This is a genomic window from Microbacterium sp. Marseille-Q6648 (assembly GCF_943181415.1).
GTDB lineage: Bacteria > Actinomycetota > Actinomycetes > Actinomycetales > Microbacteriaceae > Microbacterium.
The window spans coordinates 64,987-89,615 of record NZ_CALPBZ010000002.1; the positions used below are offsets into that span (position 1 = coordinate 64,987).

Genomic DNA, 24,629 nt, shown 5'->3' on the forward strand with positions numbered 1-24,629 from the left:
TCGTGAGTCGGCCGGATGCCCGGCGGAGATGTCGGTGGGATGTCAGGGCTGGGGGTCGGCCGGCGGACCGGGCTCGTCGAGCGGCAGATTCGGCGTGCAGGAGGCCGAGAACGACGTCGCGACCGGGGCGAGGCCCCAGCCCTGCGCGCTCCAGTTCGCCGTCACGGCGATGCCCTCCACGCTCGCGGCGCCCACGGGCACGGTCCAGGTGTCGGGTGTGTGCGGCAGCAGCGCACCGGAGGCGTCGTAGTACCTCAGCGCGGCGTTGCCGAACGTCACGGACGCTTTCGCCCCCGTGGGGTCGTTCGACGAGTCGGCCCGCGGAAGCAGCTGGCCTCCGCCCACGCAGGACTCCACCCACCACCGGGCCTGCACCTGATAAGGCGCGCTCCCCGCAGCCGGCACGACGGTCGCCCACGGCGTCGCCCGACTCCAGAATCGGTGGACGTAGCGGACCCGGATCCCGGGGTCGGTGCCGAAGACGGTGGTGGGCGGGCCGCCGGAGATCTCGACCTCGTTGTTGTTGGGGATGCGCTCGGTGGTCGTGGGCTGGGCGCGGATGACCCACTCGGCGCGATCGGGCGCCACGTTCGGCACGGAGTCGACCACGAACGTCCATCCCCGCGGGGCACGGCCGGACTGCTGCGCCTGCACGGTGGCGGTCGTGGTGGCGCGGCCGAAGGACGTGCCGTCGGCGTGGGACTCCACGCACATCGCGTAGCGGTACTCCTCGCCGTCGGGCAGACTCGCGAACGTCGCGGTCTCACCGTCCGGCGAGGTGAGGCAGGGCAGCCCGTCGCGGACGATCCCGTACCGCAGCGACGACCCGTCCCCGTTCAGGGTCGCCGTACCGCGCGCGGTCACCGTGGAGGTGCCGTCGCCGTTGGAGACGGAGCTCAGCGTCAGCTGGGGGTTCAGGGGGCGTCCGATGCCGTTGGTCTGGACCTCGGCACCGGCACCGGCCACCGTCCCTGCGAGTCCGGGCGGGACGGTGAAGCGCGAGACCGGCGTCACGGTGACCGTCGTCCGGGAGTTCGTGCCCACGCGGTACGCGGGCACGTCGAGCCGTGAATCTCCGCGGCCGACCGGCACCGACACCGTCTCTCCGGTGGCACTGGTGATCTCGACGCTTCCCGTCTGCGCGGTATCGATCCCCTCGATCCGCAGCGCGACGATCCCGCCGTCTCCCGAGGACGTCACGACGGCCCGCGCGGTGACCGCTGTCGGCGAGGCCGGCGGGTCGTAGGCCCAGCCGGTCGTCCGGACGACGGATCGGGAATCGCCCACCGCGTTCACGGCGACGGCGGTGTACTCCCGTTCCTCGCCGTTCGGGGCGCTCACCGTCGGGCAGGAGCCGTCCGACGCGCACCGCGCGACCACGTCGCCGCGCGATCGCACGACGAAGCCGGTGAGTGCGGGGTAGGCCTCGCGGGCGGGACCCGGGTCCACCCGCAGGGTGAGGGTGCCGTCGCCGTATCCGGTCTGTGCGATGCTCGCCGGAGCCTTGGGGAATCCGAGCAGGTCGAGCGTGACCCGGCCGTCACGCTCGCCGTTGGTGCGGCGCTGCTGCGCGTCGCGGACCGAGAACGCGGCGGTGCACGATGCACCCGGGGCGTCGGCCTCCCACGACGCGGCGACGGCGGTCGGTGAGGCGACCCTGAAGCTCACCCCGACGCACGAGCCCGTCGCGCGCACGTCGGCGAGCTCGAGCGGGGTCCCCGGCAGCGGGTTGACCTCTCCGGCGGCGCCGACCACCTCGATGACGCACGAGGATCCGGCCGCCTGCGAGCACTGCCGCTCCACGGTGCCTCCGCGCGGGAGCACCGAGGGCGCGGCCCCGACCCGCAGGATGAGGCGCGCGGACGCGGCGTCCGGGTGGCTGGTCACCGAGACCGTCGCCAGCTCTTCGGCTCCCGGCAGCGCACGGTCCGCGCCCGTGACGGTGACGGCGGACCCGCGCTGGGTGACCTCGAAGGCCGTGCCCTCGTACGAGACGGCGTAGGACACGGCATCCCAGTCGGAACGCAGCTGCCAGCGCGTCATGTCGCGCAGATCGTAGGTGGCGGTCTCGCCGGGCCCGACCGTCAGCGACGCCGCCCGCAGTTCGGGCTGGGGGTCGAGGGCCCGGATCAGGATCGGCACCGACAGGTAGGTCCAGTCCTCCTGGCCCGCCAGGCGCACCGGGACCCGGCAGGAGTCGGTCCACGGCGCACCCGCGCCCGCGTCGTACCGGACGGTCGTGGCCGTCACCACCGCGCACGTGCCTTCGGCACGGGCACCGGAGGCCACCGGGTCCGGCCCCACCTCGATCGTGCTGCCCCGTGGGGCGGCGACCAGAGCGGCCATGTCGATGTCCACAGACTCCAGCTCGGTCACCTCGGGCATCTCCGCGTCGGAGCGCAGGGCCAACGCGAGGTCCTCGTCGCCGGGGATGCGGAGGAAGGCGTAGGTCGTCACCTCTCCCGAGGACGCCTCGCCGGTCACGGCGAACGGCACGATCCGCGTGGTCTCGGGAAGCGGTCCGCTGAGCTCCACGCCGTCCACGGCGACGTCGTCGGGCTCTCCCCACAGCGAGACGCGCAGATCCGCCGGATCACCGCCCGACCAGGACACATGGCCGTCGAGCACGTCCACCCCCGACGGGAACTGCTCACGGGTCTCCGCGGTGAGAACCGTGTCTGTCACCACCGGATGATCGGGCACGCTCTCGCGCACGACTCTCACCACGATGAGACCGCGACCGGTGTTCCCCGACGACGATTCCACGTCGTACAGGAACGACATCGTGCCCGGCTGCTCGCCGGCCGCGATCACCGCCATCGTGTCGTCGACGCTGCGGATGCGGGCGGCCAATCGGGTGTGCTCGGGATTCGGGGAGCCGTCCTCGAGGGCGGCGGGCAGGTCGGGCCGGACGTCGGTGAGGACCAGCTCGCCCATGGTGGGATCGACGTCGTTGGCCAGCGGGCTGACCCGGATGACGCTCTCGGCGCCCGCCTGCACCTGGACGTAGTCGGTGTAGGTGACCGGACTCGGGTTGGACTGCGCGTCGAGCACGCCGATGCGGACCGTGCCCTCGCCCGTGGCGCCGAGCGCATCGACGACGCGATAGCGGAACGAGACCTGTCCGCTGGCTCCGGGCACCCCCGTGTAGAGGATGGAACCGCCGTCGGCGGAGATCGTGGCCGCTCCCTGATCGGGTTGCGAGACGATGCGGTCGAGCGCCACCACGTCGCCGTCGGGGTCGGCGCCGTAGCCGTCGAACTCGATGAGGGTGGACTGCCCGCTGAGAACCCGTCCCTCGAGGGTGTCGGGCAGGGGGGCGCGATTGGCCTCGTCGTCGAGCACGGTGATCCGCACCGTCGCGGTGTCGACCAGACTCGGGGACCCGACCGTCGAGATGGCGTACTCGACGGTGTAGTCCCCCGGCTCGCTGGGGGCCAGGTAGCGCAGCATGCCGCCGGAGCCGAAGGCGAGGGCGTCCGACGAGGAGGACGCCACCGAGGCGGGGTCCAGGAGCGGGGTGCCCCCGGCGGGCGCGATGTCGTTGTCGAGGACGGGGATGTCGATCTGCGCCCCCGCGCGCACGAGCGCCCGGTCGTCCACCGCGATCGGCGCGAGCTCGGGGGCGGGCGGGAGCAGGTACACGGTCGCCTCGCCCTCGACCCGGGCTCCGGCGTCCTCCGTGCCGTCGCCCACTGCATAGGTGACGGTGCCCAGCCGTCCGGCGGCCCCCGACGCGGTGGATCCGGACACGCGCAGGTGGTTCTGGGCGACCGCGTCGACGGACAGCGTCGCTCCGGCATCCGGATGCGCCACCACGTCGCTCAGGAGCAGGACCCGCCGGGTCGGGTTGGACACCGCGGCGAAGACGTCGAGGGTGGCGTCCTGCTGCGGGTGCACGAAGGCGACGACCGGAGACGTGGCCAGCTGTGCCGGCGCGTCGGCGTCGAGGATCGTGATCCGGACCGTGCCGGAGGCATCCGCCGTGCCGTCCGTCACGGTGAAGCCGACCCGATAGCTGCCGGGCTCGCGGGCCACGACGTCGAAGGCGGTGGAACCGCCGACGACCGTCGCCGTGACCGCGGCGTCGTCGAGCACCCGGACCGACTCCAGCGACAGCGTGCCCGCCGTGCCGGTGACGTGCGCGGCGACATCGACCGTGAGCCCGGAATCGACCGTGTCGACGACGGCGAACGACTGCACCGCCAGGGCCGGTTCGGGCGAGACACGGATCACGAGGGGCTTCACCGCGGTCGCCCCGGCGGTGTCGGCCACCGTCACCGCGAGCTCGACGAGCTGCTCGCCGCCGCCGCCGTCGTCGCTGTGCTGATAGACGACGTCGCCCGCCGGCGAGGCGGCGACGCTGCCGATCCCGGAAGGGTTGTCGACCGCGAGGAGCAGAAGGGGGTCGCCGTCCGGATCGACCCACCCCGGCAGCACCGGCACGGTCACGGTGCCGCCGCGCGCGACCTCGGGCTCGGGCCACTGCACCAGGCATCGCTCCACCCCGCACCACTCGGGAGCCGCGTTCGCTTCGCCGCCCGACACCGCGAGGGTCACCCTCGCCGGTTCCGAGCGCAGACCCTCCGCCGAGGTGCCGTCGGTCACGGCGTACGAGAAGCTCGCCGATCCGCTCGCGCCGGGCAGCACCCGCACCGCCAGCCGCTGGCCGTCGTCGGTGATCGTGACGACACCGAAACCGGGGTCCAGGCCGGTGACGGACTCCGGGTCGATCGCGAGCACGTCCTCGTTGGGATCGTGGTCGTTCATCAGCACCGGGAGCGAGGCGAGAGCGCCCGCGCGCACCCCGAACGCGTCCGGCTCGGCGATCGGCTGCTTGGGGTCGATCACGACGCTCAGCTGCTCGTCGCTCGGCACCGCCTCGGGGTCGGTCCGGTCATCGAGCGACCAGTCCTGGCTCGAGGGGACGAGCGCACCGTCGGGCACCGTCCACACCCAGCCGGTGCGGGTCTCGTTGAGGATGACTGCAGACCCGCTCTCGACGAACACCGGCCGTCGGTCGTCGGGCAGCTCCTCGTCCCCGTAGTCCAGCGCCGACGGCCCGGTGCGCGAGGACCACAGCACGCCGCCCAGGGCTCCCTGCGCGACCCACGCGGCGAACACCTCTCCGTCGTGCACGATCGGGCGGGCGGGGGTGCCGAGCACCGTGGTCCCGGTGCCGGTCACGATCTCGGCACCGGACCCGTCGGTCGCCACGCGCACGAGCGAGGTCTCGTCGGCCAGGTACACCGCGTCGCCCCCGGTGGCCGGTTCGCTGACCACGACCGTGCCGGTCGACGGGACCGCGACCGCGGCATCCGAGCCCGCCGTCCACACGTCGCCGTCGTCGGTGTCGACGAGCACCCACGCCGCGCCCGCGCCGGTGACCGCCGGCGCCGTGAGTCCCGAGGCTGCGACCGCATCGCGCTCGATGAGGGCGCCGCCGGGGATGTCGTAGCGGATCACCGAGCCGTCCGCGCTCGAGTACGCCAGCAGAACGCCGCGCTCGTCCACCGCGATGGCATCGGCGACGTACGCCGGCGCGTCCTCGTCCGACTCGGGGAACGGCTCGACCTGCACCGCGCCGCCGTCGGCGAGGCGTCCGGCGAAGACCGTCCCGGCGTCGGTGCGGTACGCCACGAAGTCTCCGGCGACGACGACGTCGGTCGTCCCAGCGGGTGTGGATGCGGCATCCCGCAGCGCCTCGTCGTCGAGGTCGACGGGAAGGGCCGGGTCGATCTCGACGAGCTTGCTGAAGCTGTCGCTGAAGAGGAACGCGCCGTCGGCGCCGTGGACCACCTGGCTCGGATTGCTGATGCTGCGGACGGTGTCGAGCTCGCCGATCGCGGTGTTCACCCGCGCGTATCGCCGGCCGTCGCCGGTCTGCAGCGCCCACACCGCCGTGTCGACGTCGGGGGTCTCGCGGGCGTCGAGCCCCGGCCACACCACACCGGCGACGATGACCACGGCGAGGGCGGCGGTGCCGGCGACGACGCCGGCGAGCGTGCGCCGCCGCATCACCAGGCGCCCGTCAGGAGGAGCGTTCCGACCACGCCCGCCCCGGCGATGCCCACGACCGCGGCAGCGACCCCCCACGGCAGAAGCCGGCGACGGGGGCGGTCGGGTGCCGAGATCTCGGTGTCCTCATCGCGCGCGTACGACGTGACGTCGACGCCCGGCCGCAGCTTCCGCCGCACGTCGCGCTCGATGCGGCTGCGGGCGGGGCCGCGCAGGTCGCTGTCGTCGAAGTCGACACCGCGGGCCGCCGGGGCCCAGCCGTCGGTCGGCACCTCCACCGGCGTGCGCGCCAGACCGAGCTCGGCCTGCACATCGCGCAGCGCGTCGGCGAACGCCAGCGCCGAGGCGTGCCGACGGGCGGGGTCGCGGCTCATCGCGGTGGCGAGCACGGTCTGCAGCGATGGCGGCACGTCGGACCGAGCGATCTCGGTGTAGGTCGCGCGGGCGATGCGGCGGCGCAGCTGGTCGCGGGAGTTCTGTCCGCGCTCACGCCGTTCGAACGGGCTGTGCCCGGCCAGAAGGGAGTACACCGTGGCCCCCAGGCTCCACACCTCGCTGGCGACCGTGCCCGACGTCTGCTCGGCGATCACCTCGGGCGCGCTCCACGGGATCGACATCGCCAGCACCTCGCCCGATCCCGCGCGGGCCAGCGACGACGAGATGCCGAAATCCGCGAGCACCGGGGCGCCGAACGTGGTGATCAGGATGTTGCTCGGCTTGACGTCGCGGTGGATGAGACCGGCCCGGTGCGCCGACTCCAGGGCGCTCGCCATGCGCACGCCGATCGCGAGCACCTCTTCCACCGGCATCCGCTCGATGCGGTAGCGCTGGGCGAGCGAGCCCGGGCAGAACTCCATCGAGATGTACGGCCGACCGTCGGCCGATATCCCCGCCTGGTACACCGTGACGATCGCGGGGTGCGCCGACAGGTGCGCCAGGACGTCGGCCTCGGCGTTGAACATGCGGCGAAGCTCGGGATCGCCGATGTCGCTCGGGAGCACCTTCACCGCGACGTCGCGACGGGGCATGTCCTGCTCGTAGAGGAAGACGTCGGCGAATCCGCCGGAGCCGAGGGGGCGGATGTAGGCCAGGCCGGGCAGGATCGGCGGAGAAGACGGCAGTCGAGTCGCCACCCATCCTCCCCCCGGGAACGCCGCCGAGAGTCGACGGGCGCGGGCGCGTGCGCGCCCGCGAGCCCGCCCATGCTAACAAAGCGCGGAGCCCCGGCAGGGTCTGTCCACAGCGGTTCGGCCGACCGCCCTCAGATCTCGGGTGGTTCGTTCGGGTCGAAGGGCGCATCGAGGGAGCGCGTCAGCTCGGCGAGCATCGCCTCGATCTGCGGTTCGACGTACGTCGCGACCGCGGCCTGGATGCGCAGGCGATGGTGCAGCAGCACCGCGCACACCTCGCGGCCCACCATGTTGGCGTAGTCGTCGGCGAGGCCGACCTCCTGCCGCAGCGCCGCCTTCGCCTCGTCGCTGAGCGGCGGCAGGTCGGGAAGCCGGCCGTCGACCTCTTCGGCCAGGCCCGAGATGGTGAACAGGAACGGAGCTCCGGGGACCGGGTCGGGATCCAGCGGCAGACCCTCGAACTCCGGCTCGAGGCCCTCCCCCGGAAGATAGCTGCGTGACCGGTTGCGGGCGGCCTGCTGGTCGAGTTCGGCTTGCAGCCTCGGAAGGTTCCGCGCCGTGTAGTCGGCCACCGCATGATCGACGATCGTCTTCACCCTGGTCGACAGTCCGTGCTGCACGCCGTGCGGCACGTCGGCTCCGAGGCCGGCCGCCGAAAGCACGGGCGAGCCGAAGCAGCGGCGACACGGAGCGACGCGACCGCGGTGGGTGGCGGGCTGCCAGCGGGGAAGCCAGCGCAGCCAGGCGTCCACGGCCTGGCTCACCTGCGTCTCGAGCGAGCGCTCCACACCCCCACGGTAGCGCCGATGCTCCTCCGTCGCCGGGATTCGCGGTGATCGTTCTCCCGCGGATGCCGCGACGGACGCCTCACTCGTCGGCGTCGTCCTCCCACGGCCACCGAGGACGCCGCGCCCGCGTGCGCACGAGCGCGATCCCGCCCCATCCGCACACCAGCCCGACCACCGCGACGACGACGCCGAACCACGACGTCGCGACGCCGCCCGCGGCGCCGACGGCGGTCGCGAGTCCCGCACCGCCGAGGAGGGCGCCGAACCACACCCCGGCGAGGTAGCCGAGGAAGCTCGCCACGGCGCACCACCCCGCCGCCCCGCACGAGGGCCGCGTCATCCGCACCCCGGCCCACAGCCCCGCCGCGAATGCGAGGGTCGCCAGAGTCGTGGCGGCGACGCCGGGGGCCAGGCCAAGCCCGCGCGTGGCGATGACGTCCTCGTCCATGCCGAGGCTCAGCATCCCGAGACCGAAGATGAGGAGCGCGACGAACGACACGGTCGCCAATGCCAGAGCGACCCCGGGTCGCACGGACCCGGGGTCGCCGTCGGCGCGTTGCGACGTCACGGACGGACCAGCTGGGGCCCCGCCTCGAGCGTGCGCTCGTACTCCCGCTGCGCGGCGATGTTCAATTCGGTCACGCGCTTGCCGCGCGAGGCGACCCACGCGCCGAACCAGATCGTGAGCTCACGGGCGAAGACGAAGGCCGCGATCGCCAGCGGCGCCAGCAGCTGACCCTCCAGCAGGTCCGAGGCCTCGGACGCGGTCAGCATCCAGAAGGGGGCCTGGAAGAGCTGTCCCAGCAGGTGTCCGCCGTACGCGGCGAGTCCGACGAGGAGGCCGAGGATCACCCACAGACCCCAGCGGCCGCGGTTGATCGCTGCGCCGAGCAGCCAGAAGGCGAGGAAGAAGACCACGACCGGCACCCAGAGCGAGAAGGTGCCGAGCGCCGCGAGCGCCGTGGCGCCGACGTTCGCGGCATCGACGTCGCCTTCGAGCGCGCCGATCCCGAGCCAGGCACCGAGGTAGAGGAGGCCGAACACCAGGGCAGCGAGCAGGCCGATCCCGGCCGCCGCCGCACGGTTGCCGCGCGGACGCGGCGCCTCGGGCGCCTGCACGAAGATGGGCTGGCCGCCGTACGACGCGGTCGCGGCGCCGGCGGTCGCGGCGCCGGCAGCGGTTCCGCCGGCGAGGGCGGCGTCATCGGCCGGTGCCGGCGCGGGGTGCGCGTCGCGCCGGTCGTACGCGTCGTGCTCGTGGTGCTCGCCCGAGGGCTCGCTCGCGGTGACGGCGGGCGCGTCCCATGAGCGATCGGAGCCGGACGCGTCGTGGGCCGAGGCGGCGGGCGCGTCGTAGGCGGAGGTGTGGACCGAGGATGCCGGCTCGTCGGCCTGCGGGGCATACGCGTCTGGGGTGGAGGCGCTGTACGCGTCGTCCGGGTGGGTGGATGCCGCACCGGCGGTGTCGGGCGTGTGGTGGGTCTCGTCGGCGGGTGCGGAATCGACGGCGGCCTGGTCGGTCGCGGCGTCGCGGCGGGCGGCTTCGGCGTCCGCCAGGCCCTGGTTGGCCCGACCGACGACGTCCTCGTCCGCAGGCGTGGGCTCTTCGACCGGCTCGCCGTACGACGACTTCGGGTCACTCATCGGATGCACTCCTCACGCAGGGGCCCTCCCCGCAGTGCGAGGGTAGCCGCCGGAAGGGCTCGGACCGCGCAGGCGTGCCGCAGGATTCCCAGGCGGGGCGCGTGATTCGCCGCGCCGAGGTGACTATCGTGTGCACCATGACGTCGCTGTCGACTCCGATCACGGCGCGCGCCGCGGTGATCGCGGCGGCGGCCGTGCTCGCCGGCATCCTGCTCGCGGGATGTGCCCCCGAGGAGTCCGGCGGGAGCGCGGCGACGGCGTCGCCCCCCGCGCCCGAGCCGACTCCGATCGCCACGGTGGCCGCGGACCCGTCGGCGTCGCCCGAGGCGGCCGTGCGCATCCCCACCGACTGCCGCGCGATCCTGAGCGCCGAGGTGCTGGCGCAGCTGGAGGACGTCCCGCTGAACGACCCGGCGTTCGGCCCCTCGGGCCCCCAGCCGGACGGAAGCCTCGTGTGCGTCTGGGCCGACCCCGCCGCCGACACGACCCATCTCACGACCACGATCAGCCGGATGTCGCGCGGGCCCGCGCTGGACCTGCTCAACGCTCTGGCCGACGACGAGGACTTCACCTGCTACACGCCCGACGGCGGCACGAGGTGCGAGAAGTCCTGGGAGAACGAGACCTATCCCGTCGTCGACGGACGGACGCTGTTCTGGCGCGACGATCTCCTCATCGACACGAGCTACTCCAACCTCGCCCCGGCCGGGTACACCGACGCCGTCGTGGCGAGCCTGTTCGCGTCCTGACCGCCGGGCCGCGGGTTCTCACCCGAAGATGTGCGCGTCCAGTCGCGCACCGTAGTCCTCCGGCATCCACCGTGTCTCGACGCTCGACAGCCACAGCCCGTCGATGAGCGTGTGCTCTTCGCGCACGCGGCCCTGCTCGCGCGTGCAGGTGAGTGCCACGGAGGACGACTCGCACGCGAAACCCTGCGAACCCAGCGCCGCCTCGGCGATCGGCGTCACGGCGGGATCGACCGAGGCCAGGGTCGTCACGATCGAGCCCGGCTGCTCGCGGGTCCACCGGCAGGTCACCCGCACCTGCGGCGCCAGCGCCTCGGCGACCGAGCCGGCCGCGGTCTCGGGCACCCCGCGGTCCTGGCGGAGGATCACCCCCGACGTCCAGGTGAGCTCGGACCAGAGCGCGTCCGGATACAGCCCGCGGCAGTCGACGGCATCCAGGTCGAGGATCTGCGAGGCCGGTGGCTCCGGCGCCTGCGCGGCCCGTTCGCTGGCGCCGCGCAGGCTGTCGCCCACCCACGCCGCCGCCACGGGGAACATCGGCATCGCGAGCCACCCGAGCACGCCCACGACCGCGAAGCACGCCAGGATCGCGGGCACCGCGATCCACGTGCTGCGTCCGCCCGTGCGAGCCATCCCCACCTCCCCTTCCACGGTAAGCGGGACCGCATCGGATGCCGCGACACGGCGCGCAGGACGACGCAGGGCCCCGGTCGTGAAACCGGGGCCCTGCGTCTATGGACTTCTGGGGGGCGGACTCAGTTGTAGTTGCCCGAGAAGTCGTCGGTGGTGAAGCTGTCGAAGTCGACGTAGCTCAGGTCGGCGTCCGAGTAGGCGCCGTCCGAGGCGAAGATGCGGTTGGGGTACCGCTCGCTCTTGGCCTCCTCCGTAGCCTCGACCGTGACGTTGCGGTACTTCGCAAGTCCGGTTCCGGCGGGGATGAGCTTTCCGATGATGACGTTCTCCTTGAGGCCGACCAGCGGGTCGCTCTTGCCCTCCATGGCCGCCTGGGTGAGCACGCGGGTCGTCTCCTGGAACGAGGCGGCCGACAGCCACGACTCGGTCGCCAGCGACGCCTTGGTGATGCCCATCAGCTCCGGACGACCCGACGCGGGGCGCTTGCCCTCGGCCACGGCCGCACGGTTGATCGCCTGGTAGCGCTTGAGATCGACCATCTCACCCGGGAGCAGCGTCGTGTCGGCGTGGTCGACCACGGTGACCTTCCGCAGCATCTGGCGCACGATGACCTCGATGTGCTTGTCGTGGATCGGCACACCCTGCGACCGGTACACGCCCTGCACGCCGCCGACGAGGTACTTCTGAACCTCGCGGGCGCCCATGACACGCATGACCTCCTTGGGGTCGAGCGTGCCGACGAGGATCGGCTGGCCGACCGTGACGTGCTGGCCGTCCTCGACCAGCAGCGTCGCGCGCTTGAGCACGGGGTAGACGTGCGGCTCGTCGCCGTTGTCGGGCGTGAGGATGACCTTCTTGCTCTTGTCGGTCTCGTCGATCGTGATGCGACCGTCCGCCTCGGCGATCGGGGAGGCACCCTTCGGGGTGCGCGCCTCGAACAGCTCCTGCACGCGGGGCAGACCCTGCGTGATGTCGTCGGCCGAAGCCGAACCACCGGTGTGGAAGGTACGCATCGTGAGCTGCGTTCCCGGCTCACCGATCGACTGGGCGGCGATGATGCCGACGGCCTCGCCGATGTCCACCAGCGAACCGGTGGCCAGCGAGCGGCCGTAGCAGAGCGCGCAGACACCGACGGCCGAGTCGCAGGTGAGGACGGACCGCACCTTGATGGTCTCGACGCCCGACTCGATGAGCTGGTTGATCTCCGGGTCGCCGACGTCGGAGCCGGCGGCCAGAAGGACCTCGCCCTTCTCGTCGACGACGTCGACTGCCAGGGTGCGGGCGAACACCGAGTTCTCGGCGTTCGGGTCCCGCACGAGCACGCCGTCCGAGCCGACCGCGGCGATCGGCATCTCGAGACCCTTGGACGTGCCGCAGTCCTCTTCGCGGATGATGACGTCCTGCGAGACGTCCACCAGACGACGGGTCAGGTAACCCGAGTCGGCGGTGCGCAGCGCGGTGTCGGCCAGACCCTTTCGGGCACCGTGCGTGGCGATGAAGTACTCGGCCACCGACAGGCCCTCGCGGTACGAGGAGATGATCGGACGCGGGATGATCTCACCCTTGGGGTTGTTCACCAGGCCTCGCATACCGGCGATGTTCCGGATCTGCAGCCAGTTACCACGGGCGCCGGACGAGACCATGCGGTTGATGGTGTTGTCCTCGGGGAAGTTCTCCCGCATCGCCACCTGGACCTCGTCGGTCGCCTCGGTCCAGATCTTGATGAGCTCCTGACGACGCTCGGCGTCGGTGGTGAGGCCCTTCTCGAACTGCGCCTGGGCCTTCGCCGCGGCCTTCTCGTGCTTGGCGACGATCTCCTTCTTGCTCGGCGGCGTGAGGATGTCGCTCAGCGCCACCGTGACACCCGAGCGCGTGGCCCAGTAGAAGCCGGCGTCCTTGATGCGGTCCAGCGTCGCGGCGACCTCGACCTTGGGGTACTCCTCGGCCAGCTTGTTGACGATCTGCGACAGCTTGCCCTTGTCCGCCTGCTCGCGCACGAACGGGTAGCCCTTGGGGAGCGCGTCGTTGAAGATCGCCTGGCCGAGCGAGGCGTCCACGAGACCGTGTCGCTCGTAGCCGTCGGGAGCGTCGCCCTCGAGGAAGGCCAGACCCGGGATGCGGATGCGGACCTTGGCCTGCAGGTCGAGGGTGCCCTCGTCCTTGGCCAGGATCGCCTCGGACACCGAGCCGAACACACGGCCCTCGCCGGCTGCGCCCTCCTTGACCGTGGTCAGGTGGTGCAGACCGATGATCATGTCCTGCGAAGGCAGGGTCACCGGGCGGCCGTCGGACGGCTTCAGGATGTTGTTCGAGGCGAGCATCAGGATGCGGGCCTCGGCCTGCGCCTCGACCGACAGCGGCAGGTGCACGGCCATCTGGTCACCGTCGAAGTCCGCGTTGAACGCGGCGCACACGAGCGGGTGCAGCTGGATGGCCTTGCCCTCGACGAGCTGCGGCTCGAAGGCCTGGATGCCCAGGCGGTGGAGCGTGGGCGCGCGGTTGAGCAGCACGGGGCGCTCGCGGATGATCTCCTCGAGCACGTCCCAGACCTCGGGACGGTAGCGCTCGACGGCGCGCTTGGCGGCCTTGATGTTCTGCGAGTGGCCGAGGTCGATGAGGCGCTTGATCACGAACGGCTTGAACAGCTCCAGGGCCATCTGCTTGGGCAGACCGCACTGGTGCAGCTTCAGCTGCGGACCCACGACGATGACCGAACGGCCCGAGTAGTCCACGCGCTTTCCGAGCAGGTTCTGGCGGAACCGACCCTGCTTTCCCTTGAGCATGTCGCTCAGGGACTTCAGCGCACGGTTGCCGGTACCCGTGACCGGGCGGCCGCGGCGGCCGTTGTCGAACAGCGCGTCGACGGCCTCCTGCAGCATCCGCTTCTCGTTGTTGACGATGATCTCGGGGGCACCGAGGTCGATCAGGCGACGGAGGCGGTTGTTGCGGTTGATCACGCGGCGGTACAGGTCGTTGAGGTCGGAGGTCGCGAAGCGGCCACCGTCCAGCTGCACCATCGGACGAAGCTCCGGCGGGATGACCGGGACGACGTCGAGCACCATCGCGGCCGGGCTCATGCCGGTCTGCAGGAACGAGTTGACGACCTTGAGCCGCTTGATCGCACGGATCTTGCGCTGCCCCTTGCCCTCGGCGATCTGCAGGTGCAGGTTGTCGGCCTCGGTCGCGAGGTCGAACGCCTCGAGTCGCAGCTTGATGGCCTCGGCGCCCATGTGGGCCTCGAAGTACTGGCCGAAGCGGTCCTGCAGCTCGTGGAAGATCTCGTCCTCGCCCTTGAGCGAGCCGACCTCGAGGGTGCGGAAGTCCTCCCACACCCTCTCGAGCTTGGCGATGGAGTCATCCGCCTGCTTGCGGATCTGCGCCATCTCCTTCTCGGCGGCGTCCTTGACCTTCTTCTTCTGGTCGGCCTTGGCGCCTTCCTCCTCGAGGGTGGCGAGCTCCTCCTCCAGCTTGGCCAGACGCGAGGCGATGCGCGCGTCGCGGCGGTCGCCGAGCGTCTTGAGCTCGAGGCGGATGTTGTTCTCCTGCGTCGCGAGGTCGCGGTGGCGTGCGTCCTCGTCGACCGAGATCACCATGTAGGCGGCGAAGTAGATGACCTTCTCGAGGTCCTTCGGCGCCATGTCGAGCAGGTAGCCCAGACGCGACGGGACGCCCTTGAAGTACCAGATGTGGGTGACGGGCGCGGCGAGCTCGATGTGGCCCATGCGCTCACGGCGGACCGAGGACTTGGTGACCTCGACGCCGCAGCGCTCGCAGACGATGCCCTTGAAGCGGACGCGCTTGTACTTGCCGCAGGCGCACTCCCAGTCGCGGCTGGGTCCGAAGATCTGCTCGCCGAAGAGGCCGTCCTTCTCGGGCTTGAGCGTGCGGTAGTTGATGGTCTCGGGCTTCTTGACCTCGCCGAACGACCAACGACGGATGTCGTCGGCGGTGGCGAGACCGATGCGAAGCTGATCGAAAGTTGTTGACTCGAGCACTGGTTCTCCTGTGTCGGAAATTCTTTAGAAAGATCGGTGAGAGGGCCGCCCGCGGAACGGGCGTGCCGACATCAGATCTCGTCGATCGACGAGGACTCGAAACGGCTGGAGAGGTTGATGCCGAGTTCCTCCGCCGCACGGAAGGCGTCGTCGTCGGTGTCGCGCAGGTTGACCGCCGTGCCGTCGGCCGAGAGGACCTCGACGTTCAGGCAGAGCGACTGCATCTCCTTCATCAGGACCTTGAAGGACTCGGGGATGCCGGGCTCCTGGATGTTCTCGCCCTTGACGATCGCCTCGTAGACCTTCACGCGGCCGAGGATGTCGTCGGACTTGATCGTCAGGAGCTCCTGCAGCGCGTACGCCGCACCGTAGGCCTCGAGTGCCCACACCTCCATCTCACCGAAGCGCTGGCCGCCGAACTGCGCCTTACCACCCAGCGGCTGCTGCGTGATCATCGAGTACGGGCCGGTCGAGCGCGCGTGGATCTTGTCGTCCACGAGGTGGTGGAGCTTCAGGATGTACATGTAGCCCACCGAGATCGGCGCCGGGAACGGCTCGCCGGAGCGACCGTCGAACAGACGCGTCTTTCCGGTGGAGTCGATCAGGCGGTCTCCGTCACGCGTGGGGAGCGTCGAGTCGAGCAGACCCGCGATCTCCTCCTCGAACGCGCCGTCGAACACCGGAGTCGCCACCTTCGTGCCGGGGGCGGCCTCACGTGCCTCCTCGGGCAGGCGCACGGCCCATTCGGGGGTGCCCTCGACCTTCCAGCCCTGCTTCGCGATCCACCCGAGGTGGGTCTCGAGCACCTGGCCGAAGTTCATGCGACCGGGGATTCCGAGCGGGTTGAGGATGACATCCACCGGCGTGCCGTCGGCGAGGAAGGGCATGTCCTCGACGGGGAGGATCTTGGCGATGACGCCCTTGTTGCCGTGACGGCCGGCGAGCTTGTCGCCCTCGGTGATCTTGCGCTTCTGGGCGATGTAGACCACGACGCGGCGGTTGACACCGGAGCCGAGCTCGTCGTCGCCGTCCTCGGCGTTGAATTCCTTGACCGCGATGATCGTGCCCTGCTCACCGTGGGGCACCTTCAGCGACGTGTCGCGGACCTCGCGGCTCTTCTCGTTGAAGATCGCGCGGAGCAGGCGCTCCTCGGCGCTGAGCTCGGTCTCGCCCTTGGGCGTGACCTTGCCGACCAGGATGTCGCCGGGGCGGACCTCGGCGCCGATGCGGATGATGCCGCGCTCGTCGAGGTCCTTCAGCAGGTCCGGGCTGACGTTGGGGAGATCACGGGTGATCTCCTCCTTGCCGAGCTTCGTGTCGCGGGCGTCGACCTCGTACTCCTCGATGTGGATCGAGGAGAGCGTGTCGTCCTTCACGAGGTCCTGGCTGAGGATGATCGCGTCCTCGAAGTTGTGACCCTCCCACGTCATGAACGCCACGAGGAGGTTCTTGCCGAGGGCGAGCTCGCCGTTCTCGGTCGCGGGACCGTCGGCGATGACCTCGCCGGCCTCGATGCGGTCGCCCGCCGAGACGATGACGCGCTGGTTGTAGGACGTGCCCTGGTTCGAGCGGTCGAACTTGCGCAGGAAGTAGTCCTGCGTGCCGCCCTCGTCCAGCTGCACGGTCACGACGTCGGCCGAGACCTCGAGCACCACGCCGGCCTTGTCGGCGGTGAGCACGTCACCGGCGTCGATCGCGGCGTAGCCCTCCATGCCCGTGCCGACCACCGGCGACTCGCTGCGCAGAAGCGGGACGGCCTGACGCTGCATGTTCGCACCCATGAGGGCGCGGTTGGCGTCGTCGTGCTCGAGGAAGGGGATGAGCGAGGTCGCCACCGACACCATCTGGCGCGGCGAGACGTCCATGTAGCCGATCTCCTCGGCGGGGATGAGGTCGACCTCGCCGCCCTTGGAGCGGGCCAGGACGCGGTCCTCGGCGAAGTGCCCGTCCGCCTTCAGCGGCGCGTTGGCCTGGGCGACGATGAAGTCGTCCTCCTGGCTGGCGGTGAGGTACTCGATCTCGTCGGTCACCCGACCGCCGACGACCTTGCGGTACGGGGTCTCGATGAAGCCGAACGAGTTGATGCGCGCGAACGACGCGAGCGAGCCGATGAGGCCGATGTTCGGGCCTTCCGGGGTCTCGATCGGGCACATGCGGCCGTAGTGCGAGGGGTGGACGTCACGGACCTCGACGCCGGCGCGCTCACGCGACAGACCGCCGGGGCCGAGCGCCGACAGACGCCGCTTGTGGGTCAGACCCGCCAGCGGGTTGTTCTGGTCCATGAACTGCGACAGCTGGGAGGTTCCGAAGAACTCCTTGATCGCCGCGACGACCGGACGCACGTTGATGAGCGTCTGGGGCGTGATCGCCTCGATGTCCTGCGTGGTCATGCGCTCGCGGACGACGCGCTCCATGCGCGACAGACCGGTGCGGACCTGGTTCTGGATGAGCTCGCCGACGGCGCGGATGCGACGGTTGCCGAAGTTGTCGATGTCGTCGATGTCCATGCGGATCTCGGCGGTCTTGCCGCCCCGCGTGCCCTCGAACGTGGCGTCGCCGCGGTGCAGGCGCACCAGGTACTTGATCGTGGCGACGATGTCGTCGACCGTCAGCACCGAGTCCGACAGCGGGGCGTCGAGACCGAGCTTCTGGTTGATCTTGTAGCGACCCACCTTGGCCAGGTCGTAGCGCTTCGGGTTGAAGTAGAAGTTGTCCAGCAGCGCGCGGGCGGCCTCGGCGGCGACCTGCTCGCCCGGACGGAGCTTGCGGTAGATGTCGCGGAGCGCGTCCTCCTTGGTGAGGATCGTGTCCTTCGACAGGGTTTCTTCGATCGAGTCGAAGCCGGCGAACTCGTTGAGGATGTCCTCGCTCGTGAGACCGAGGGCCTTCAGGAAGACCGTGACCGACTGCTTGCGCTTGCGGTCGATGCGCACGCCGACCTGGTCGCGCTTGTCGATCTCGAACTCGAGCCACGCACCGCGGCTCGGGATGACGCGCGCCGACACGATGTCCTTATCGGAGGTCTTGTCGGGGGTCTTGTCGAAGTAGACGCCCGGCGAGCGGACGAGCTGCGAGACGACGACACGCTCGGTGCCGTTGATGATGAACGTGCCCTTGTCGGTCTGGAGCGGGAAGTCGCCCATGAAGACCGTCTGCGTCTTGATCTCACCGGTCTGGTGGTTCATGAACTCGGCCTCGACGTACAGCGGGGCGGCGTAGGTCTTGCCGCGCTCCTTGCACTCCTCGATGGAGTACTTCTCGGGCTCGAGGTAGGGGTTCGTGAACGACAGCTGCATCGTCTCGCTGAGGTCCTCGATGGGCGAGATCTCCTCGAAGATCTCCTCGAGTCCGCTCTTGAGGGCGATGTCGGTGCGCCCGGCGGCCTGCGCCTCGGCGAGGCGCTGCTTCCAGGCGTCGTTGCCGACGAGCCAGTCGAAGGATTCCGTCTGCAGCGCCAGAAGGTCGGGGACCTCCAGCGTGTCGGAGATCTTGGCGAACGAGAGACGGGAAGCTCCGCGTCCGTTCTTGAGGGTGGTGGTGGTGGATGCGTTGCGCGCAGCAGCCAAGGGGATTACCTCCGTGGGCCCGGGTGGGGCTCGTTTCCTTGTCGTCAGGTGGAGTGCTCGATCGTCCCCGAAGCCCGCACGTCACGCACCGCTTTTCAACGGGGACATACGGACACAGCCGACCACCATATGAGGGCAGGGGGAATCCAAGAGCGCAACTACCAACTATACGTCTCCGGACGCGCCGTGTCCACTCGATTCTTGAAAAGATCCGGATGCTGCGGTATAACCGCGACGGCCGCCCCCCGCTTCGCGCGGGAGACGGCCGCTCGGTGCGGGTGCGATCTACTCCTCGAAGACGGCGTTGCCGCGGCAGGCCATGCCCGGGTGGAGCCCCATCTCGATGAGGTCGCCGCTCGCGCCGAACTGCACGAAAGCGCCCCAGTTCTGGACGCCGTGATAGCGCTCCTCGCCGCCGGGCGCCTGATTCCCCCGCATGCCGACGGCGTCGTCGTCGAGCCCGGGAGGGTTGCCCTCGCCGGCGTCCGCGACGTCGAGGCCGGAGTAGTGACAGGCCGACCGCGCCTGCCCGTTGTTCTCGTTGTCGGTGCCGTTGCCGCGGGTCTCGCCCGCCATCGCGGCGCCGCCGCTGCCGAGGACCAGCCCCAGCGCCACGACGCACACGATCGATGCACGCTTCATCATCGTTCTCCACCTTTCGCCGAGGGCGGCCCCAGTGTCGCCTCGACCCAGCGGCTCCCGTGCCGCCAGCCCGCACAGTACTCCCGAGCACGGCCCGGCGTAAGGGGGGTCGGCGATCCGGGAGGACTGGTGCTGGAACCGCTTCCGGTCCTCCGCCACAATGATGCTCATGACCGGGGATCATCCGCCTGTGATCCGCACGCCCGACCAGCGGATCCGGGTCTTCGTCAGCTCGACCCTGCGCGAGCTCGAGGAGGACAGGCGCGCGGCGCGCACGGCGATCGAGCGGCTGCGCCTGGCGCCGGTCATGTTCGAGCTCGGCGCGAGGCCGCATCCGCCGCGGGCGCTGTACCGGTCCTACCTCGAGCAGAGCGACGTGTTCGTCGGCATCTACGCGCACAACTACGGGTGGGTCGCGCCGGGCGAGACGATCTCGGGGCTCGAGGACGAGTACGTGCTGGCCCCCGGCCGGATGCCCAAGCTCATCTACGTGAAGGCGATCGACGGCCCGCGCGAAGCGCGCCTCGACGACCTCATCCACCGCATCCAGTCCGACGACACGGCGTCGTACAAGAGCTTCGAGACGACGACCGAGCTCGCGGAGCTGATCGAGGCCGACCTGGCGACGCTGCTCGCCGAGCGCTTCGACGCCTCCCGCGCCCCGGCTGCGGCTCCGGCCGTCGCGGCGCGCATCCCCTCCGCCTACACCCGGCTGATCGGTCGCGAGGACGAGGTCGCCGCGGTGACAGCGCTGCTGGCCGACACGTCCAATCGCCTCGTCACCCTGCTCGGTCCCGGCGGCGTCGGCAAGAGCCGACTGGCCATCGAGATCGCCTCGGCCACGACCGGGACGTTCCCGGACGGCGCGGCGTTCATCGCCCTCGAGAACGTGACCGAGCCGGCGCTCCTGCTGCCGAGCATCGCGTACGGACTCGGCATCCGCGACACCGGGGAGCAGTCCCTCGAGGACCGGCTCGCCGTGGCGCTGGACGGTCGGCGGATGCTGATCGTCCTCGACAACTTCGAACAGCTCGTCGACGCCGCCCCGACACTGGTGGGCCTGTACTCCCTCGCCCCGACGATCACGTTCCTCGTCACGAGCCGCACCATCCTCCGCCTGCGCGGCGAGCGCGTCGTCGAGGTGCCGCCGCTGCTCACCTCCGATCCGGCCGACCCCGATTCCATGACGCGAGCCGCCGGGTCCGCCGCCGTCCGGCTGTTCGTCGAGCGCGCTCGCGCCGTGCGGCCGGACTTCGCGCTCAGCGGGACCAACCTGCCCGCCGTGGTCGGCATCTGCCGCGAGCTCGAGGGCTTGCCGCTCGCGATCGAACTCGCCGCCGCGTGCGTCCGCGTCCTCACCCCGGCGAGCATCCTGCAGCGCCTGGGCGGGTCGCTCATGTCGCTGCTGGAAGCGCCGCGCGACCTGCCCGCCCGGCAGCGCACCCTGCGCTCGACGATCGAGTGGTCGACGCAGCTGCTCGACGCCCCCGTGCGCGACCTCCTGTTCGACCTGGCCGTGTTCTCGGCGGGCTTCACGCTCGAAGCGGTCGAGGCGGTCGGACGCGGTCGATCGTGGGACGGCTTCGCGATCGAGCGCCTGGGCGAGCTGATCGACAGCTCGCTCGTACGCCAGGAGGACGCCGACGGCCGGCCCGTGTTCTCCCTGTTGGCGACGGTGCGCGAATACGGCCTCGAGCAGCTCGCCGAGCACGGGCGGCTCGACCAGGTCCGCGACGCGCACGCGGGCTACTACGCCGACCTGATCCGACGCCTGGCGCCCGAGCTGACGGGGCCCGGTCAGGGCGAAGCGACACGGCGGCTCACCCTCGAGCGCGCCAACCTGCGCGCCTCGATGCGTCACCTCGTGGCGAAGCGGGATGCCGAGGAGGCCACCGAGCTGGCCTTCCCGATGTTCCTCTACTGGTGGCTGCGGGGATACTTCGCCGAACTCAGCCTGTGGATGACGGAGCTGCTGGAGCGCGCGCCGGAGGCGTCGACGCACGCGGTCGCCGTGGCGAGGTTCTACATCGCGTGGGCCGAGATGTGGAACACGGCGGGCGCGGACCCCGTCGCGCGCTTCGAATCCGTCGCGGACCTGTTCGCGCAGACCGGCGATCGACTGGGCGTCGCCATCACGCTGGGTGGTTCCGGGCTCTCGCGTGCGGCTCGCCCGGATGCCGATGTCGCGCGCGCCGTCGAGGAGCTGACCCAGAGCGTCGCGGCCTTCAGGGAGGGAGGCCACCGGTGGGGAGAGGCGCTCTCGCTCGTGGCCCTCGGGCGCCTGTCCCTCGCCATGGGCGACGTGGACGCGGCGACCGCCCGTTTCAGCGAGGCCCTGTCCGCGGCGACGGCAGGAGGCGACAGCCTCACCGAGTCGATCGCGATGCACCACATCGGTCGCATGCAGCTGTTCTCGGGAGACACCGAGGGCGCGGCAGCCACGTTCACCGCGTCGCTGGGGCTTTCGCTCGGCCTCGCCCACGACGAGGGCGTGGCGTATGCGATCGAGGGACTGGGCGCCATCGCGGCCGTGGCAGGCGACCTCGACCGGGCCGGCGTCCTCGCCGGTGCCGCCGAGACGATCCGGCAGCGGGTGACGATGTTCGACCTGCCGGCCTTCGTCTACCACACCGGCTATCTCGAACGGGCGGCGCACGGCGAGGAGGACCGACGCCGACTCGCGGCGGCGCTCGCGCGAGGGCGCGAGTACTCCCTGCACGAGGTCGCGGACTACGCGGTCGGCGCGCGGAAGGCCGCCGGGAGCGCAGCCGGCGCGTCGGGTGGCCTGACGCAGGCGGTAGCGGCGCGCGATGCTTAGGGCCAGGATGTCTTCATGACTGGGGCTCATCCGCCCGTGATCCGCACTCCCGACCAGCGGATCCGGGTGTTCGTCAGCTCGACCCTGCGCGAGCTGCAGGACGAGAGACGCGCAGCGCGCGCGGCGATCGAGCGGCTGCGCCTGGCCCCGGTCATGTTCGAGCTCGGCGCGAGGCCCCATCCGCCCCGCGAGCTGTACCGGTCCTATCTCGCCCAGAGCGACGTGTTCGTCGGCATCTACGCCGCCAGCTACGGCTGGGTCGCGCCCGACGAAGCGGTGTCGGGCCTCGAAGACGAGTACAACCTCGCTCCCCGCGACATGCCCAAGCTCATCTACATCAAGGCCGTCGACGCGCGCGACGAACGGCTCGAGGAGCTCATCGCGCGCATCCGCACCGACGACACCGCCGCCTACCTGCCGTTCCACGACGCCGACCATCTCGAAGAGCAGGTGGCGGGGGATCTCGCCACCCTCCTGGCCGAGCGCTTCGACGAATCCAAGGTGACGCAGGATGCCGCAGCCGACCCCGCCGAGGCTGCGGCGCTGGCGACCCGACTGCCGACGCCGTACACGACCACCATCGGACGCGAGGGCGACATCGCCGCCCTCCGCGACCTGCTCGCCGCCGGAACCCACCGTGTGATCAGCCTCATCGGGCCGGGCGGGATCGGCAAGAGCCGCCTCGCGATCGAGACCGCACTGGCGACGACGGACATCTTCCCCGACGGCACGTCGTTCGTGCCGCTGGAGGGCGTTCTCGAGGCGGGGCTCCTGCTTCCGACCATCGCGTACGGTCTCGGCATCCGCGACAACGGCGAAGCCGCGCTCGAGGAGCGCATATCGCGCGCCCTCGAAGGACGCCGGGTGCTGGTCGTGCTCGACAACTTCGAGCAGATCGTCGACGCCGCCCCGGTGCTGGTGCGCCTGTACGACGCCGCACCGACGGCCACCTTCCTCGTGACCAGCCGCATCGTGCTGCGCATCCGCGGGGAGCAGGTGTACGAGGTGCGCGGTCTCACCACGCCCGTCGACAACCTGCCGGCGAGCGTCGACCCGGCGACGCGGTCGTCGGCGGTGGCCCTTTTCGTCGACCGTGCCCGCGCGGTCAAGCCCGGTTTCGAGGTGACGACCGACAACGCCGGCGACGTGGCCGACATCTGCCGGCGACTGGAAGGGCTGCCCCTGGCGATCGAGCTCGCCGCGGCCAAGATGCGGGTGCTGACACCGCACGGCATCGCCGAGCGTCTGCAGCGGAGCCTTCCGCTGCTGACGGCGGCCGTCCGCGACCTGCCCGAGCGGCACCGGACGATGCGGGCCACGATCGAGTGGAGCGTGGGCCTGCTGCCCGAGGTGCAGCGGTGCATGCTGCAGGACCTCGGGGTCTTCGCCACCCGGTTCACCCTCGAAGCGGTCGAGGCCATCGGCGCCGGCCGGCCGTGGGGCGGCGACGCCGTCGACACCCTCGCCGCCCTGGTGGACGGGTCGCTCGTGGCGCAGACCGACATCGAGGGGCGCGAGATCTACTCGCTGCTGGCGATCGTGCGCGAATACGCGATCGGCGCGCTCGAAGACAGCGGCGAGGCCGACCAGGTGCGCGCCGCGCACGCGGACTACTACGTCGGGCTCGTCGACGCCGTCGCCCCGGGGCTGCAGGGGCTCGGACAGGCCGAGGCGGTCGGCCGGCTCGGCCTGGAGCTGTCCAACCTGCGGGCCGCGGTGCGTCACCTCATCTACACCAACCGGCTGGACGACGCCGGCGCGTTCGCGTGGAGCCTGCTCATCTACTGGTGGATCTCGGGCTTCTTCGCCGAGGTGCGGCTGTGGATGCTGGAGCTGCTCGAGAAGCAGCAGCCGATCTCGCAGCACACCCGCGCCATCGCCTGGTTCTTCGTGCTGTGGGGCGAGATGTGGCAGCGACCGAGCGAGCAGGTGGTGGCCGGCCTCGGCGAGTGCATCCGGCTGTTCACCGAAGCAGGAGACGAGAACGCCGCCGCCATGGCGCTCGCGGCCCGCGCGACCGCGCGCGTGCAGCTGGCGGACATCGACGCCGGCAAGGCCGATGAGGAGCTGCGCGAGGCCGTCGAGAAGCTGCACGCCGCCGGCAACTCGTGGGCCGAGGCCATCACCGTGGTCTCGCTCGGCCGGCTCGCGTGGGTACGAGGCGACACCGCCGCCGCGCTCGAGCACTTCGACCGGGCGACCGCGGTGGCCTCGGCCAGCGGCGACCTGTTCACGACATCGGTGGCCGGGAACATCCGCGCCCGGCTGAACTTCGTCCGCGGCGAGATCGACGCCGCGGAGCGGGAGTTCATCGAAACGCTGCTGCTGTCGATCCGCCTGCACTACGACGAGGGGGTCGCCTACGGGCTCGAAGGGGTGTGCGCGGTCGCTGCCGCCCGCGCGGACGCGTGGCGCGCAGCCGCGCTCGCCGTGGCGGCGGGCATGATCCGGCACCGCATCGGCGTCTTCGACGTCGAGGCGTTCACCGTCCACGTGCCCCACCTCGAGATCCTGCGCGCCCGGGATCCGCAGGCCGTGGCCGACGGCGAGCGGGCCGGAGCGCAGCTCAGCATGGCCGAGGCCGTCGAGCTGGCGCTGCCCGCGGACGCGTGGGCCGAGGTGGCCACTCGCATGCACCGCTGGTAGACG

At 71.0% G+C, this 24,629-nt stretch carries 12 protein-coding genes; 3 read left to right on the plus strand and 9 right to left on the minus strand.

Annotated features, from left to right (window positions below):
* Positions 1-42: 42 nt before the first annotated feature.
* From NFR93_RS08025 to NFR93_RS08045, 5 genes are all read right to left on the minus strand, one after another.
* Positions 43-6,018: an Ig-like domain-containing protein gene (locus NFR93_RS08025; RefSeq protein WP_251452964.1), complete on the minus strand. Its 5,976-nt coding sequence runs from the start codon at positions 6,016-6,018 to the stop codon at positions 43-45.
* A complete protein-coding gene (locus NFR93_RS08030) occupies positions 6,018-7,151 on the minus strand; it encodes a serine/threonine-protein kinase (protein ID WP_251451741.1) in 1,134 nt (377 codons plus the stop codon). The genes NFR93_RS08025 and NFR93_RS08030 overlap by 1 nt, the downstream gene beginning before the upstream one ends.
* A 128-nt stretch (positions 7,152-7,279) precedes the next feature.
* Positions 7,280-7,936, minus strand: a complete 657-nt coding sequence (locus NFR93_RS08035) for a spermidine/putrescine ABC transporter substrate-binding protein (protein ID WP_251451743.1) — start codon at positions 7,934-7,936, stop codon at positions 7,280-7,282.
* Positions 7,937-8,015: 79 nt separating this feature from the next.
* Positions 8,016-8,504 (minus strand): DUF6121 family protein, encoded by a 489-nt coding sequence (locus NFR93_RS08040; protein WP_251451745.1) that lies wholly within the window; start codon positions 8,502-8,504, stop codon positions 8,016-8,018.
* Positions 8,501-9,580 carry an ABC transporter gene (locus tag NFR93_RS08045; RefSeq protein ID WP_251451748.1) on the minus strand — a complete coding sequence of 360 codons (1,080 nt, stop codon included), beginning with the start codon at positions 9,578-9,580 and terminating at the stop codon, positions 8,501-8,503. The genes NFR93_RS08040 and NFR93_RS08045 overlap by 4 nt, the downstream gene beginning before the upstream one ends.
* Before the next feature lie 137 nt (positions 9,581-9,717).
* Between NFR93_RS08045 and NFR93_RS08050 the strand changes: the two genes are divergently transcribed.
* Positions 9,718-10,329, plus strand: coding sequence for a hypothetical protein (locus NFR93_RS08050; protein WP_251451751.1), 612 nt, complete (start codon positions 9,718-9,720; stop codon positions 10,327-10,329).
* 18 nt (positions 10,330-10,347) lie between these two features.
* On the opposite strand, the gene NFR93_RS08055 is transcribed toward NFR93_RS08050, so the two are convergent.
* The 4 genes from NFR93_RS08055 to NFR93_RS08070 all read right to left on the minus strand — a co-directional run bounded on the left by NFR93_RS08055 (position 10,348) and on the right by NFR93_RS08070 (position 19,165).
* A complete protein-coding gene (locus NFR93_RS08055) occupies positions 10,348-10,959 on the minus strand; it encodes a hypothetical protein (protein ID WP_251451753.1) in 612 nt (203 codons plus the stop codon).
* Positions 10,960-11,081: 122 nt separating this feature from the next.
* A complete protein-coding gene (gene rpoC, locus NFR93_RS08060; protein WP_251451756.1) occupies positions 11,082-14,954 on the minus strand; it encodes a DNA-directed RNA polymerase subunit beta' in 3,873 nt (1,290 codons plus the stop codon).
* A gap of 71 nt (positions 14,955-15,025) precedes the next feature.
* Entirely contained in the window at positions 15,026-18,520 is a 3,495-nt protein-coding gene (rpoB, locus tag NFR93_RS08065) for a DNA-directed RNA polymerase subunit beta (protein WP_251451759.1), read from the minus strand.
* A 285-nt stretch (positions 18,521-18,805) separates the two neighbouring features.
* Entirely contained in the window at positions 18,806-19,165 is a 360-nt protein-coding gene (locus NFR93_RS08070) for a hypothetical protein (RefSeq protein WP_251451762.1), read from the minus strand.
* Between the two features lie 166 nt (positions 19,166-19,331).
* On the opposite strand from NFR93_RS08070, the gene NFR93_RS08075 reads away from it, so the two are divergent.
* Together NFR93_RS08075 and NFR93_RS08080 are read left to right on the plus strand one after the other, a co-directional pair.
* Positions 19,332-21,980, plus strand: a complete 2,649-nt coding sequence (locus NFR93_RS08075) for an ATP-binding protein (protein ID WP_251451764.1) — start codon at positions 19,332-19,334, stop codon at positions 21,978-21,980.
* 15 nt (positions 21,981-21,995) lie between these two features.
* Positions 21,996-24,626 carry a DUF4062 domain-containing protein gene (locus NFR93_RS08080; protein WP_251451766.1) on the plus strand — a complete coding sequence of 877 codons (2,631 nt, stop codon included), beginning with the start codon at positions 21,996-21,998 and terminating at the stop codon, positions 24,624-24,626.
* Positions 24,627-24,629 lie beyond the last annotated feature (3 nt).

Excerpts from the sequence above, each read along its gene's own strand:
- NFR93_RS08025 (WP_251452964.1), bottom strand. The coding sequence starts at position 6,018 with ATGCGGCGGCGCACGCTCGCCGGCGTCGTCGCCGGCACCGCCGCCCTC.
- NFR93_RS08045 (WP_251451748.1), bottom strand. The coding sequence starts at position 9,580 with ATGAGTGACCCGAAGTCGTCGTACGGCGAGCCGGTCGAAGAGCCCACG.
- NFR93_RS08050 (WP_251451751.1), top strand. The coding sequence starts at position 9,718 with ATGACGTCGCTGTCGACTCCGATCACGGCGCGCGCCGCGGTGATCGCG.
- NFR93_RS08055 (WP_251451753.1), bottom strand. The coding sequence starts at position 10,959 with ATGGCTCGCACGGGCGGACGCAGCACGTGGATCGCGGTGCCCGCGATC.
- NFR93_RS08070 (WP_251451762.1), bottom strand. The coding sequence starts at position 19,165 with ATGATGAAGCGTGCATCGATCGTGTGCGTCGTGGCGCTGGGGCTGGTC.
- NFR93_RS08075 (WP_251451764.1), top strand. The coding sequence starts at position 19,332 with ATGACCGGGGATCATCCGCCTGTGATCCGCACGCCCGACCAGCGGATC.
- NFR93_RS08080 (WP_251451766.1), top strand. The coding sequence starts at position 21,996 with ATGACTGGGGCTCATCCGCCCGTGATCCGCACTCCCGACCAGCGGATC.